Origin of the sequence: Candidatus Koribacter versatilis Ellin345 (assembly GCF_000014005.1) — a bacterium.
Taxonomy (GTDB): domain Bacteria; phylum Acidobacteriota; class Terriglobia; order Terriglobales; family Acidobacteriaceae; genus Korobacter; species Korobacter versatilis_A.
On record NC_008009.1, the window covers coordinates 980,332 to 995,286 of the forward strand.

At 58.6% G+C, this 14,955-nt stretch carries 10 protein-coding genes; 8 read left to right on the top strand and 2 right to left on the bottom strand.

Features of this window, described 5'->3' with window-relative positions; translation table 11 throughout:
- Window positions 1–244 precede the first annotated feature (244 nt).
- Window positions 245–2,365 (top strand): radical SAM protein, encoded by a 2,121-nt coding sequence (locus ACID345_RS04085; protein WP_011521600.1) that lies wholly within the window; start codon window positions 245–247, stop codon window positions 2,363–2,365.
- A 72-nt stretch (window positions 2,366–2,437) separates the two neighbouring features.
- Here ACID345_RS04085 and ACID345_RS04090 read toward each other — a convergent pair whose 3' ends face one another.
- On the bottom strand, window positions 2,438–4,612 hold the full coding sequence (locus ACID345_RS04090) for a winged helix-turn-helix domain-containing protein (RefSeq protein ID WP_011521601.1): 2,175 nt from the start codon (window positions 4,610–4,612) through the stop codon (window positions 2,438–2,440).
- A 220-nt stretch (window positions 4,613–4,832) separates the two neighbouring features.
- Here ACID345_RS04090 and ACID345_RS04095 point away from each other — a divergent pair, with 220 nt between their 5' ends.
- Window positions 4,833–6,368: a di-heme oxidoredictase family protein gene (locus ACID345_RS04095; RefSeq protein WP_011521602.1), complete on the top strand. Its 1,536-nt coding sequence runs from the start codon at window positions 4,833–4,835 to the stop codon at window positions 6,366–6,368.
- A gap of 135 nt (window positions 6,369–6,503) precedes the next feature.
- Window positions 6,504–7,349, top strand: a complete 846-nt coding sequence (locus ACID345_RS04100) for an SDR family oxidoreductase (protein ID WP_011521603.1) — start codon at window positions 6,504–6,506, stop codon at window positions 7,347–7,349.
- A 29-nt stretch (window positions 7,350–7,378) separates the two neighbouring features.
- Here the strand turns inward: ACID345_RS04100 and ACID345_RS25095 are convergent, their stop codons facing one another.
- Window positions 7,379–7,903 carry a hypothetical protein gene (locus tag ACID345_RS25095; protein WP_011521604.1) on the bottom strand — a complete coding sequence of 175 codons (525 nt, stop codon included), beginning with the start codon at window positions 7,901–7,903 and terminating at the stop codon, window positions 7,379–7,381.
- Between the two features lie 196 nt (window positions 7,904–8,099).
- Between ACID345_RS25095 and ACID345_RS04110 the strand changes: the two genes are divergently transcribed.
- From ACID345_RS04110 to tes, 5 genes are all read left to right on the top strand, one after another.
- Entirely contained in the window at window positions 8,100–8,879 is a 780-nt protein-coding gene (locus tag ACID345_RS04110; RefSeq protein WP_011521605.1) for a class I SAM-dependent methyltransferase, read from the top strand.
- A gap of 103 nt (window positions 8,880–8,982) precedes the next feature.
- A complete protein-coding gene (locus ACID345_RS25100) occupies window positions 8,983–10,644 on the top strand; it encodes a thioredoxin domain-containing protein (protein WP_011521606.1) in 1,662 nt (553 codons plus the stop codon).
- A gap of 17 nt (window positions 10,645–10,661) precedes the next feature.
- On the top strand, window positions 10,662–11,783 hold the full coding sequence (locus ACID345_RS04120; RefSeq protein ID WP_011521607.1) for an alpha/beta hydrolase family protein: 1,122 nt from the start codon (window positions 10,662–10,664) through the stop codon (window positions 11,781–11,783).
- 42 nt (window positions 11,784–11,825) lie between these two features.
- Complete coding sequence (locus ACID345_RS04125) at window positions 11,826–13,052, top strand: serpin family protein (protein ID WP_011521608.1); 1,227 nt, start codon at window positions 11,826–11,828, stop codon at window positions 13,050–13,052.
- Window positions 13,053–13,234: 182 nt separating this feature from the next.
- Window positions 13,235–14,920 (top strand): tetraether lipid synthase Tes, encoded by a 1,686-nt coding sequence (tes, locus tag ACID345_RS04130; RefSeq protein WP_011521609.1) that lies wholly within the window; start codon window positions 13,235–13,237, stop codon window positions 14,918–14,920.
- Window positions 14,921–14,955: the final 35 nt, after the last annotated feature.

The following is a 14,955-nucleotide window of genomic DNA, read 5'->3' on the forward strand; positions in this document are numbered from 1 at the left end:
TCAGCAGCAGACTTGTCTGCTGCTTTTTTCTGTATTTTCGGGCTACGACCCTGAAAAACCAATAACATAGCCCTGTGACGTACGTCACCATTCGATGTGCGGTGAGTACAGCTAAGCCCCTATTCATCGCCGTTCCCCGCTAAACCATTCACGGAAAACGGGCTCTCCCCTAAAGTAAGAACAGATAAATGTGGGGGAGCGCTCTCCCTGTACCGCTCCATATTCAGGCAAACGAAGAGGCAGAATGCACAAGCCGGTAAAGTATTTCGAAAAAGCGATGACCTACGGCGCCAAGGGCGCGTGGGCGGTTTTCGACAAGCTCAACAGCATCAACCAGAAACCCTCGTTTACGCCGAAGTGGAGCGATAAGCCGCTCCTGAAGTCGTACCAGAAGTCGAAGCCGCCGCTGGGCTGGCCACGCACCACGGATTCTCTCTGCCCCAAGTGTGTTCCTGAAATCCGTAACTCCATCGTGGACGGCAAGTTGCCGCACGAGATCCTGCTCAACGAGCGCGCCGGCGAAATCAAGGCGCAGATCATCGAGCGCGACGGCAAGATCCTGATGGTGAAGGACTGCCCGAAGCACGGCCACTTTGAAGATGTGATGGCCATGGATCCCGCGTTCTTCAAGCACCTGGAAGAAGTTTTCCCCGGCCGCGACATTCGCGCACACGCTGACGAGAAGCTGCATCATCACGGTTCTTCGACCGTGAAGTACGGCCGCGGCTCGGTGCTGACGATCGATCTCACCAACCGCTGCAACATGATGTGCGATCCCTGCTTCATGGACGCCAACCAGGTCGGCTTCGTTCATGAGCTGACGTGGGATGAAATCAAGACGATGCTTGACAACGCGATCACCATCAAGCCGCGGCGCCAGATGAGCGTGCAGTTCTCCGGCGGTGAACCGACGTTGTCGCCGTACTTCCTCGATGCAGTCGCTTATGCCCGCAAGGTTGGTTACAACTCGGTGCAGGCTGCGACCAACGGTATCGAATTTGCGAAGAGCCCTGAGTTCGCGAAGCAGGCGGCGGAAGCCGGTCTGCGTTACGCGTACCTGCAGTTCGACGGCATCGGTAACGCTGCCAACTCGCACCGCGCCGTCGGCAACCTGTTCGACGTAAAGCTGCGCGCGATCGAGAACCTGCATAACGCGGGCGTCGACATCGTTCCGGTCACCACGATCGTGAACGGCCTGAACAACGAGCAGGTGGGACGCATCATCCAGTTCGCGCTCGACAACCCGAAGCGCATCTCGTTCCTCTCATTCCAGCCGGTTTCGTTCACCGGCCGCGACGAAGAGATCACCGACGAGCGTCGCCAGGCGCAGCGCTACACGCTGAGCCATCTGGCGCACGACGTGAAGAGCCAGACCGGACTCGGCGAGCCGATCCGCGACTGGTTCCCGATCAGCTTCATGAGCACGTTCAGCGATTGGGCTGACCTGACGCATGGACCGAACGCCGACTGGGGTTCACTCTCCTGCGGTTGCCACCCGAACTGCGGCGTGGGCATGGCGTTGATGATCGATAAGGAAACCAAGGAAGCCGTTCCCGTCACTGCGTTCCTCAATGGCGACAACATCGCCAAGGATGTGGCGAAGGTGAACGACGCTGCGCGCGGCCGCTTCCTGAGCGTGCTCGGCATGGCGCTCGCACTGGGACGCAACTACGATCCGTTCAAGGCCCCGAAGCATTTCAAGTTCATGGACTTGATGAAGAAGTTCGACAAGACCTTCGCGGCTACACCGGGCGCCGACAAGCGCTACGGTAAGAGCACACCGGACCGCACCATTGAAGACGTGCAGAAGCGCCGCCAGGACCGTTGGAACTTCCTGTTCATCGCAGGCATGTGGTTCCAGGACCTGTTCAACTACGACTTCCGCCGCACCGAGCAGTGCATCATCCCGTACGCGACGCAGGAAGGCGAGATCAGCTTCTGCGCATACAACACGGGCGTGGGCTGGCGCAACATCGTAGAGAAGATGCACATGACCGCCACCCTCACCAAGTGGTACGAGGAAAAGGGCCGTCACGAGATCTTCGCCGGCAACAAGAAGGTGGCGATGACCTCCGCTGATCACACGCTCAACTTGATCGACGAGCACGTGCACGCGGAGCGCAACCACACCCTCGATGACCTCGGTATCGCGAAGACGGCGCGCGAAGAAAAGACCCGCGCACGCGACGCGAAGCTGAAGTCCACCGAACAGCTTAAGAAGGACGCGGAAGACGCCCGCATGATGTCGCTCTACAAAGAGCATGTGCTGGGTGAGAAGCCGCTGCCCCAGGAAGGCTTCATTCCTCTCGGCAGCATTGGCGGCATCAAGCCGGCAGAGAAGAAGGAAGAAGTAATGGGCGATTAACCCAAAACTCTCGCTTCACAAATGCGATACCCCGCGAACATGCGGGGTTTCGTATTTTGGATTCCTAGTCCTTCAGTGCGCTTCCCACTGAATCGCGTAGAGATCAGTTCCTCCAAGATCGCGCAGCAGGAGCACCGAGCCATCCGGCGCCAGTGCGCTCCAGGTGGACCAGCTGCCGGTTGCCGCGAAGCCGTCGAGATCGAAGAGTTTTTCGACAACGCCGTCGGCCACTCGAATTCGGTACATCGCGGGAGACCACGCTGAGAAGCGATTGAAGTAGACGAACTTCTCGTCGCGCGACCATGCGGGGTAATCCACCTGGTCGGCGAGGTGGCGTCTTTGGCCGGTCTGCAGGTCGAGGACATCGATGCGGTTGTCGTCGGGATTGCCGGAGAGAAGGTATCGTCCGCTTGGCGATACGACGGGGTCCGACATATGTTGCGAATTTGGAATGAACTTGCTGCTTCCCGAGTGAAGATCGAAGATACGCAAACTCTCGTCGTGTTCTCCGACTAAGATCAAGCCATGGCCGTCCGCAGTCCAGCCCGGACCGCCGACGTTCGATAGCTCACTCGCAACGAGTTGGGCAACTCCGCCCTTTGACGAAATCACATAGGTTTGCCACGGTTTACCCGCGGCAAAGTTTGCGCGGAAGGCGATGGACTGTCCATCCGGCGACCACTTTGGCACGAAGGCACGCATGGGAGCCTCTGTGAGTTTCTGTGCGTCAGTCCCGTCAACTCGTGATCTCCAGAGGATGTGTTCGGGGTAGGTGACATACGTGACCCACTGTCCGTCGTGCGTGAAGTCGAGTTGATCCACCGACGGACCGCCCAGGTAAGGGACGAAGTTGTGCGAGGCGTCGTCGTAGCGCAGCAATTGCCCTCGCCGGTGCGATCCCACCGCGTAGAGAGTGTTGTCGTTCTTGTTGAATGTCGGCAGATCAAAATCGATGGGGCCGCCGATGAGTCGGGTGGGACGCGGCGGCGCATGTTTCCACCAGTGGTCGCGGCCAAGCATCCAGATCTCTCGACCACTGGGCGTGACTGCGCTGAACGCAAGCCACTGGCTATCCGCGCTCCAACTCAGCGTCCAGGGTTCGTCCTGCATTGCTCGATCGGACAGCACGCGTCGCAACTTCCAGTCTCCTGGCCGGGTTTCCCAGAGAGCGGTTCCGACGCCGCTTGAGTTGATTATGACCATGCGCAACACGTCGCCAGCGGGCGCCCAGCGCATGCGGGTCACCTCGCCTGGGGTCTCGAACAGTACGCGAGCATTGCCACCCTGGCGATCGCAGGTCAGTACTTTGCCGTCCTGTGAATAGAGCAAGGATTGTCCGTCGGGTGAGAACGTAGCTCCCATCGCGACCACATCGCCTACTCGCCTCGCCGAGCCTCCGACAATATCGGCAATCCATAGCTGTCGCAGTTCGTGCTCCTCCGTAAGCTCACGGAGCAGCAATTCGGAGTTGTCGTGGGAAATGTCCTGGACGTCGTAGTGCGGAAGCCCGATCTGCACCGGGGTGGGAGATCCGCCACCGGCGGCCATGCTCTTCAACACGAAGTTGCGACCCGTGCGATCAAGAAAATAGATGCGCGGACCATCGGTGACAACGTTTTGGTTTGGATGCAACGTGCCCGAGCGCGTGAGCTGCACGATCTTTACCACGCGTGGTTCGGCGGGTGGGGTGAAGTAGATCCACGCTGCTGCGGCGATCAATCCGAGCAAGACAAGTGCGGGGATGAGCAGCCACCATCTACGTGATCGGGTTTCGACGCTGGCCGGAGCCGTGGTGAGAGCGACCGGCTTCTTCACTATTACGGAGACAACCCTCGCACTCGTCGAGTCGGTTTCAGGTTTATTGGCGGGAGCCTGGACCGAGGCAGCCAATTCGGAATCGGCAGGGACGTCGCTTTCGACAGTACCGATAAAGCGATACCCGCGGCCTCCTACGGTCTCGATATATCGCGGGGCGTCGGCCGAGTCGGAGAGAACGCTTCGCAGCTTGTGCACGGCGGTGCTGATGTTGTTATCGAAGTCGACAAAGGTGCCGTCCGGCCACAAGCGGGTGCGAAGATCCTCGCGAGTGACTAGTTCGCCGGGAGATTCCAGCAGGATGGACAGGATCTCAAACGGCCGGTCTTGAATTTTTAGCCGGGTGCCGAACTTGTAGAGTTCACCGGTTTGCCGGTTTGCGCAGTACGGCCCGAAGCGGACCAACTGCTGGCGATTGGCGGTTTCTCCCATTTCCTTGGCACAGCTCGGGGAATGCGGAAGTCTACCACCGTTGCGTCGTGAAGTGTTCCGGTTTCAGCGCCTTAGACGGTGCTCGACGGACAACTCACAATTGAGCCGCCCTCCATTGACCAATCCAGTGAAATGCCCCAGAGTCTCGCAGCTCTCACTGCCAGTTCGTCCACTAGCACTGCAAATTGGGCCCCTCCAACTCTCTCCCTACGGAGGACGTATGAAGTTCGGTCGTTCCTGGATGTTGATGTGCTCGTTGCTAACCGTCCTGTTGTTGACCACCCTTGTCGCAGCTCAGAAAGATCCCGGAGTACGAAAAGGTGCGCCTGGCGCCGGCACTCCGCTCAATGGATTAACGCCAATAGAACTCAACATGTTCTTTGAAGGATTCCAACGCACTGTCCAGTTGGAAGGTGTTTGCGATGACTGTACAGATGTCACGCTGGGTACTTTTGTGGATCCGGCCAAGGCCAACTTGGTGACCCAGACGAACTCGTCCGGGCTCGGCGTCCGCTTCAATGGAGACCAGTGCAGCTCTTGCCACAACCAGCCGGCAGTGGGCGGTTCGGGTGGCTTCATGGTTCCTAACCCACAAGCTCCGGCGAATCTTCAGCGCCCGCCTGAGAACCCGATGTTCGATCTCATCCCGCATCGGAAGGGCGCGACGAACGCGGTACCGTCGTTCATCCATCAGTATGGGCCGATCCGCGAAGTACGTTTTGCACGGAAGCCTGACGGCTCGCCCGATGGCGGAGTCCATCAGCTTTTCAGCGTCGTCGGCCGTTCTGACATCTTTCCCGCCGGCCAGGAAAATACCTGTACGAGTGCCGTGTTGCCGCCGACGGACTTCGAGTCGCAATACCGTTCTGGTAACCTGCGCTTTCGGATACCGCTGCAACTCTTCGGGCTCGGCATCATCGACGGAATCCAGGACCGCGAGATTCTCGGCCGGCACCAGGCGACAGCGTCGGTGCGCCAGCTCTTCGGTATCCAGGGAGTGCCCAATCACAGTGGCAATGACGGCACGATCACGCGTTTCGGTTGGAAGGCACAGAACAAGTCGATCGCGATCTTCTCCGGCGAGGCCTACAACGTGGAGATGGGCGTGACCAACGATCTGTTCACGCAGGCGACCGACGAGTCACCGCTGTGCACCGCCGACAAGAGCGAGCCCAACGACATCACGCGGCTCGACCCTGACGACACGCGCAACCAGAGCTTCTACAACCCGAACCACGAGGTCGCCGACTGGCTGATGTTCGCGATCTTCATGCGCTTCCTGGACGCGCCGCAACCGGCGACGTTCACGGACAGCGCCCAACATGGGCAGCAGCTCTTCGGCACGGGGCCGGACAATCCGGGTGTCGGCTGCGTGCTCTGCCATACCGCAACCATGAATACTCCGGCGAGGAGCGAGACCCCTGCGCTGGAGAATCTGACGGTGCATCCGTATACCGACCTGCTCATCCATCACATGGGAAGCGGCCTGGCGGACGACATCACGCAAGGACAAGCAACCGGCGACATGTTCCGCACTACGCCACTCTGGGGAGTCGGCCAGCGCATGTTCTTCCTGCACGATGGCCGAACCAGCGACTTGCTGCAGGCCATTGAAGCGCACGCTTCAGGCGGCGATTCGCACGGGATGAAACCGTACGGCTACGGGCCATCGGAGGCGAACGCCGTGATCCGGAAGTTCAACGCACTGCCTGCGAAAGACCAGCAATCGGTGCTCGATTTCCTGAGAGCACTGTGAGAGCAGTGAAAGGGAAAGCCAGCGCATTTAGCGATGGCTTTTTTGTTTTGGTACGTATTCATTTGCTGGGTGCTCGAATCCTCCGACGATGCATATAATGCTCATCCGCACTAAGACAAACAAATGGGGGATGGCATGCGATCGGTTCTCGTTACAGGGAGCAGCAAAGGGATTGGGTACGAGATTGCGATTGCATTCGCCCACGCGGGATACCGGGTGTTTGCGACCATGCGCAATCCTTCAGGTTCTCCAGCGCTGGCCGAAAAAGCGGCCGCCGAGAGTTTGCCGATTTTCGTCAGCGCCATGGATGTGGACCGCGATGATTCCGTCGCGAACGCGATTGCCGCAATTCAATCTAAGCACGGTCCCATAGATATCCTCATCAATAACGCTGGCGTAGACCGGGCGGGATCCATTGAGGAACAGTCGCTGGACGATTTCCGCGCGTGCATGGAGACCAACTACTTTGGCGCGATCCGTTGTATCAAGGCCGTCGTGCCGCAAATGCGCGAGCGACGGAGCGGGACGATCATCAATATCAGCTCCGTCGCCGGTTCCTTCTCTCATCCTCCGATGACCGCCTACTGCTCTTCCAAGTGGGCGCTGGAGGCGATGAGCGAATCTCTTGCCTGTGAGATGAAGTCGTTCGGCGTGCACGTCGCGCTGGTGAAGCCCGGAATTATTGATACGTCTATGGCCCACCGGATAGGCGCCACTGGACACTCTGAGTATCCTCACGCCGCTCGTATAGCGGCTTTATTCTCCAAGACTCTACAGGACGCGCCAGTGCCGCCAACCGTCGTCGCGCAAAAGGTTCTCGACCTCGTGAAGAGCGGGACATGGCAATTTCGGCATCCGGTCGGCCCCGACGCCGTACCGCTGATCGAATGGCGAAAGTCTATGACCGACGAACAGTGGATTGAACATCATTCCGCCGAAGATGAAAACCGCCTGAAGGCGGCGCAAGCTGCTGGCGAGTGATTACGATAAACTCCGCTCGTTCTTCGTGTTCAGGGCTTCACTAGCGATATCGATTCGGCGTTTTCGGGGATTACGATCTCGCCAGCGGCCTTGGGTGCGGTCTTCGGCGACGTACTCGGATTCGGTGGATACTTGGTTCCGTTGTAGCGCATGCGCGCTTCGTAGCCGCGCAGAATTCCACCCCCTCGCACAAAAACGCCGATGTCATGCCAACCACTCGTTTGGGTATCGAGAACGCGGACAGGCGGATTCGTAATCGTCATTGCCGAGACTTTCTTGTAGGAATCACCGTTCGAGGCAAGGACCAACAAAATGCAGCCTCCGCTCCCGCACCAGTCGCTGCCTGTCATGCGGACGATCACCTCTGGTTCTTTACTGCTACTCAAGTGCGCGAATGCGAAGGAGTAAGCCACATGCGAGGGATCGAGCCCGATTTTCTCAACGTATGCCGTTAGGTAGGTTTTCAAGCGTTGCGGCGGCGCATTTTGGGCGATGCAAAGGCAGGACATGAAAGCCGAGAAGTAGATTGCTTTCAAAATGGTGGAGCGGATCATTGATTGCCTTGTTGCTTCCGATGAGCGATGCGCAATAGCCAGAGGGCAAAGAACAACACAGGACGTTGACGACAAGAACTGGCCAGCCGTGCGCGAAACCCCATAGCGACGGACCGAACATGATGGTCAGGCCGATGGCCGGAATCAGGAGCGACCAAGCTACGACCAACATACATCCTTGCCGGAAGGTCATATCGTGGGCGTAGATTATGACATGGCGCTTTCTGATCTCATCCGCGACCAGTTCACCTTCCAGGCTGCTGCCTATGCCAACGCGCAGCCCATCCGTAACGAAGAAATCCTTCAGCGCATTGTTGCCGCGGCCGATCCGCAGGTGGACGACGAGGCCCTCGATGTCGCCAGTGGCCCCGGCATCCTGACGTGTGCGCTCGCCGCGAAGGTGTTGCATGCGACGGGTATCGATCTCACGCCCGCCATGCTCGCGCAATCCCGCAAACTGCAAGCCGGGCAGGGGCTCATGAACCTCACTTGGGTGGAAGGCGATGTCGCGCATCTCCCGTTCTCGGATGCGAGCTTTACGCTTGTAACCTGCCGCTACGCGTTCCATCACTTCAGCGATCCGCTCACGGTACTGCTGGAGATGAAGCGAGTCTGCAAATCAGGCGGCCGCATTCTCGTGGTGGATACCGCGCCAGCCCGCGAAAAAGCCGACGCCTTCAACCAAATGGAAAAGCTGCGTGACAACTCGCATGTGCGTGCGCTGCCGGTCGAAGAGATGGTTGCGGTTTTCGAGAGTGCCGGGTTAGCCGAGCCGAAAGTCGAAACGCTGCGCATGGCGGGCGATCTCAACAGTCTGCTTGCGCGGTCATTGTGCCAGCCCGGGGATGAAGAGCGGTGCCGGTGTCTTTATGAAGAGTCGCTGGGCGAAGATCGCATTGATATGCAGCCGCGGCGCGAAGGCGACAACATTCTGTATGCGTTTCCGGTCGCGCTGTTCGTCGCACCAAGAAGCTAAAAGCCTGTCATGCTGAGCGAAGAATCCGCACCACGATGCGGATTCGCAGTCGAAGCACCCCTATGGACTCCCAGCCCGTTGTCTTTTGCGATAATAGGAGCCGATGCGCAAGACCCTGGCTCTCGTCCTCAGCCTGATCGGCCTTTTCGATTCCGCCTACCTCTGGTGGGTCTACACCTCGCCGACGCACCCGCTCGTCTGCCTCGGCTCCGGTTGCGACGACGTTCGCGCCAGCCGCTTTGCGTTCTGGGGCGGCATCCCTACGCCCGCTTTTGGCGCGGTGCTCTACGCAACGCTCGTCATCCTTATTGTTGCCGAGTCTTTCGCCGGTGAGAGCACGAGCAAGCTGCTGAAGAGAATTGCGTTTTATCTTTCGGCTGCGGGACTGATCGTTTCGCTCTATCTCACCAGCCTCGAGGCTTTCCAGATCCACGCCTGGTGCGCGTGGTGCGTGGCACAGCAGATCGCCATCGCGCTGATCTTCATTCTGCTCGGCGTCGAGCTCGGCAAGCCGGAGAGCGATACGCCGAAGCGGGCGCAGCGCAATGTCGCGGTGCTGATCATCTGCGTGGTGCTTGCGATCCCCGCCTTTGCGTGGCTGTCGAATCACTCTGCTGCCGAAGTAAAGAAGCAACTCGACGCGAATAGTACGGAAGGTCCAGCCGATCTCACGCGACTGATTCGTCCAGATAGCCACACTGCTGGCCCGGCGGATGCCCCCATCACGATCGTCGAATTCGGCGATTTCCAGTGTCCGTCATGCATCATCGCCGAGGCGACCAACCGCCAGATCCGACGCAATTATCCGAAGCAAGTGCGCTTCGTCTTCCGGCAATTTCCGCTCGCGAAGTTCCACGTCTTTGCCGAGCGCGCCGCTGAAGCCGCCGAGTGCGCCGACGACCAAGGCAAGTTCTGGCAGATGCACGACCGCATGTACGAAGCCGACGGCGAACTCGCGCCGGTGCAGTTGAAGTACTACGCGCAGGACATCGGCCTCGATTCGGCGAAGTTCAACGCATGTCTCGAAAGTGGCGAAAAAGAAGCGCGGGTTAAGGCAGACATGGAAGATGGCAAGGCCGTAGGCGTGGGGGCCACGCCGACCTTCTGGGTGAACCAGGTGAAACACGTCGGCGGATTGAAGTTGCAGGATATCGCGGTCGCTGCCGCTGCGCCCGCACAATCGAGTGAAGCTGCTCCATCCGCGCCACCAGGTCCGGCGAAGCCAGTTCCAGCCGCGCTCGCCGCGACCGTCACTTTCGATAAGAACTCGTCGAAAGCCAAGAAAGAAGCTGCACCGGTTGAAAACAAGCCCGCGACGAATTCAACTGCTCCTCCTACAGCAACCGCGTCTCTTATCCCGGGTGCGGCTCCGGCTGCCAATCCGCTCGCGGTCGGCCAGTCTGATTCAGGGGACTGCGATGTGAACGCGCCCAAGGGTCCGGGAAAGAATGAAATCCCCACCAATGCCGCGCAGGACCTGCATAAGAAGGGCGCGCTTTTCGTGGATATTCGTTCGCCGAAAGACTTCGCCAAGTCGCATATCTCTGGGGCCGTGAATCTCCCGCTGAATAAGCTCAGTGACGGCGCCGGAACGCTGCCGAAAGACAAGCCAGTCGTGGTGTATGAAAGCGGTCTGGCTGCCGGTGATGTGTGCGCCGCCAGCCGTGCCGCTGCCGGGCTCCTAGCCAGCCGCGGCTTCAAAGAAGTGAAGGTCTATCACGACGGTTTCGCCGGTTGGCAAAAAGCCGGCGGGTCCGTCCAGTAGCTTTTCGGAGTCACTCATTGCTTCCACGCCGCGCGCTGCTCATCGCTCTTCTCCTCGTCGCTGCGCTCTCTTTCGCAAAAGAAAAAAAGAAAGAGGAACCGCTCCTACGCAAAGTGGGCGTGACGCTCCGCGACTTCTATCCGCCGGAAGGCTACAACTGGCGCGGCTCCGACTCGCATTCGCTCTCCGTTATCGTTTGGTATCCGGCGGAAGCCAGCGCCGAAGAAAAAGAACAGTACCTCGGCGATCCGCCGATGATTTACGCCGGCAAGGCCGCCAAGGACGCGATCTTCGCGCCGAGCTTCAACACCTATCCGCTGGTCGCGCTTTCGCATGGCACCGGCGGCAGCGCTATCCAGATGGCGTGGCTCGGCACTTATCTCGCGGCGCGTGGCTACATCGCCGTCGCCGTGAATCATCCCGGGAACAACGCTGCGACGGGCTACACGCCACAAGGTTTCGCCGAAGGTTGGGAGCGTGCGAAAGACATATCGACAGTCATCGATGGCATGCTGCGCGATCAGCGCTTCGGGACGAAGATCGATCCCGATCGCATCGGCGCCGCCGGCTTCTCGTATGGCGGCTTCACCATGATGGAACTCGCTGGCGCGACTGCCGACTTCAAAGGCCTGCTCGCGTGGTGCCAGGCGCCTGAGAACCACAACGCGTGCAGTCCTCCGGAAATGCCCGACCTGATCGATAAGTTCACCAAGATGCAGAACCAGCCGGAAATCAAAGCAGCGCTCGATCACGCCGGCGACTCCTATCGGGATCCTCGTATCCGCGCCGTCTTCGCCATCGCTCCCGCCATCGCCCGCGCTTTCTCCAAAGACAGTCTCGCGCAGATCAACATCCCGGTTGCCATCGTCGCCGGCGAGGCTGACGATCAGGCTCCCGTCGAGAGCAACACGAAAATCTTCGCCGCAGGAATTAAAGGCGCGCAGCTCACGATTCTTCCCAACGGCGTGGGCCACTACACGTTCCTCGACGTCGGCACTGACCTCGCCAAGAAAAAGCTGCCACAGCTCTTCGTGGATAATCCAGCCGTCGATCGCCAAGCTGTTCACGAACAAGTCGCTACCATGGCTGCGGACTTCTTCGACAAAGAGCTCACACCGGTGAAGCACAAGAAGAAGTAGCGCACTGCTGATTTCGTTTTCGCAGAGTACAATCGCTGCGAAATGACGACGTATAGATTCGCAGGCTTCGCTCTCTCACTCATCGTCGCCACATTTGCGAGTGCGCAAGGTAAACCCGGCGAGGGCTTGCCGACGCTCATTCGCAGCAACGAGCAACTCGGCACCAGGCTGTTGAACTCCATGCATATGGCCTCGCCTGACCAGAACGTTGCGATCGCTCCTCCACCCATAACGCTGATGTTCGCTCTGTTCCGAGCGGACGCGCGCGAAGAGACCGACAAAATCCTCGGATGGGATTCAGCGCTCGATCTTCGCTATTCGTCCCGAATGTTTATTGGTGCATTGGATTCAGGCCCCTCCGATCCGCCGAAACCAGAAAAACTTCTTGGTAATCAATCCCTGATGCCCGCGGGCGAAGATTCTATTTGGATGGCGAATGCGATTGTGTATCGCACTCCCAAGGTGAAGGAGGTATTTGCGCCGTACTTCGTAAGAAACTCGCAACGCTTCTATCACTTAGATTTTGTGAATATAGGCGATCGCAAACCCCAGTCGGAAGATTTGCGCCAGGCCACCCGCGGACTTGCCCTTGCAACGCTTCCGGCGTTCGACATCGGGAATGACTTCGCCTACGTAGGTTCCCTTCACCTTAGTTGTTCATGGCAGGGCAATCTCTTCGTTCTTAACCCTGAGATCGACGGTGACTTCGCGGTCCGTTCGGGAGGCACGAAGCCTGTCCACATGATGGATGGCGAAAAGGACTTCTTCGATCACGCGCAAACCGACGAGTTCGAGGCGATCACTTTGCCGTGTAGCATCGGCTCTATGACCGTAGTCATGCCTGCGCAAGAGAAGTCCATCGAGGATCTCTCGCAAAAGATAGTCTCCAACCCGTCGCTTGTATCTGCAGCACTGCATCGCGAATTCGGCGCTGTCGTCATGCCTTCCTTTGACTTCGCATTTCATTCCGAATTGCGGCCGGTTTTGGAACGATATGGCTTCAAGTCGCTCTTCGGTGTAATGCGACAGATTATTCTGGTGCCGGAATCGCATCTGACCGAAGTGAATCAGAGCGGCCGAATCAGGGCGGATCGCGCGGGAGTCTACGCCGAAGCCAGCACTCTCGGCGGTGGAATTCTCGGCGGAATCATGGGCGGCCCGACGCCGTTCCACATGGTGGTAAATCGTCCGTTCCTGTTCTTCGTTCACGACGACGCAGCCAATATTTTGCTCTTCGCTGGCGTAGTCATGGATCCTACCCAAAACTGACGTCCTAACCACTCCGCTTGGCTGTCCATCCGCACCGCGTTTTCCACCATTCGCTGAATTCCGACTTCACACGAAACTGTAACCGACCTCACATCCTCAAGCGCTCCATTCCGCGCACAATATCCATTGCGAAACTATCCATCCAAAACCCATTTGCTGTGGAAATTTGAGGATCGATCCCTGTGAGCACATCTGCGTTCTCTCCCACCAAGCGCCCGAAGTTCAAAATTCTCCAACCGGAATTCACCCTGACCGGTCAGCGCATTACGCCATTGGCCAAGGGCTTGCCGAAGGAGACAGAGTCGCTTTGTCCCGAGTGCCGCCAGGTGATTCGCGCGCGAATCTTTGAAGAGAACGGCAAGGTCATTATGGCCAAGACCTGTGCCGACCACGGCGACTTCCGCGACATTGTATTCAGTGACGTGGCCCTCTACCAGAAGATGGACGAGTGGAACTTCGGCGACGGCGGCGGCAACTCAAACCCGAACAACGAGCAGGGCGTAACCTGTCCAACCGACTGCGGCCTCTGCACGCTGCACACCTCGCACACGGCGCTTGCCAATCTCGACCTGACCAATCGCTGCAATCTCACGTGTCCGGTCTGCTTCGCCAATGCGAACACCAGCGGTTACGTGTACGAGCCGAACTTCGAGCAAGTCGTGAAGATGATGGAGACGCTACGCAACGAGCGCCCCGTGGACGCCCGCTGCATCCAGTTCTCCGGCGGAGAGCCTACCGTCTATCCGCGTTTCCTCGACGTTCTTCGCAAAGCCAAGGAGATGGGCTTCACCCACATTCAGGCGGCGACCAACGGCATCGAGCTGTCAGATCTCGACTTCGCGCGCGAGTGCAAAGAAGCCGGCCTCGCCACGCTCTACCTCCAGTTCGATGGCGTTACCGACGACATCTATCGCCGTGTGCGTGGCGTGAATCTGCTCGACGTCAAGATGAAGACCATCGACAACTGCCGCAAAACCGGCATGAAGATTGTCTTCGTCCCTACGATCGTTAAGGGCCTCAACGATCACCAGATCGGCGACATCGTTCGCGTGGCGATCGAAAACATTGATTGCGTCAGCGGCATCAGCTTCCAACCGGTCGCCTTCACCGGCCGTATCAATCGTCGCTCGCTCGAAGAGAAACGCTTCACTCTCGCCGACCTCGCTCAGGCTGTCAGTGACCAGACCGGCATCACCCGCGCGCAGGAAGATTTCTTCCCGCTCGCTTGCGTTACACCGTTTTCGAAGCTCACGGCGGCGTTGCGCGGTGTCGGGGTGCCTACGATCTCGTCGCATCCGCACTGCTCGCTCGGCACCTATTTCTTCGTCGACGAAGAAACCAAACAAGCCGTGCCCATCACGCAGTTCGTGGACGTCGGCGCCATGCTTCAGGACATGGACGAGCTCTCGCGTAAAACCCGCAAGTCAATTTTCAAGTTCTATACCAAGCTCGGCGTGTGGAACTCGCTGAAGAAGCACTTCCACAAAGACCGCGCGCCGCGAGGACTCAGCTTCACCAAGTTCCTGCAAACGCTGCAAGGCCTCACCGACAAGAAGCTCGGTCGCGATGGCAAAGACGGCACCTTTACGTATCGCACGCTGCTCGTCGCCGGGATGCATTTCCAGGACCTCTACAACTACGACATCGAGCGCGTGAAGCGCTGCGTCATTCATTACTCCGCGCCCAACGGACAGCTCTATCCGTTCTGCACCTACAACTCCGGCCCCGAGTTCCGCGAGAAGATCGAGCGCGAATTCGCCGTCCCGGTAGACACGCTCGAGCCAATGCGCAGCAAAGTGGATGTCCGGCAGAACCACCCGAAGCAGGCCGAAGTCGTCAGCACCGAAGATCTGGTGACGATCGGCTAACCCATTCCCCCTACTCTCCCACGCCCCTTCCGTTA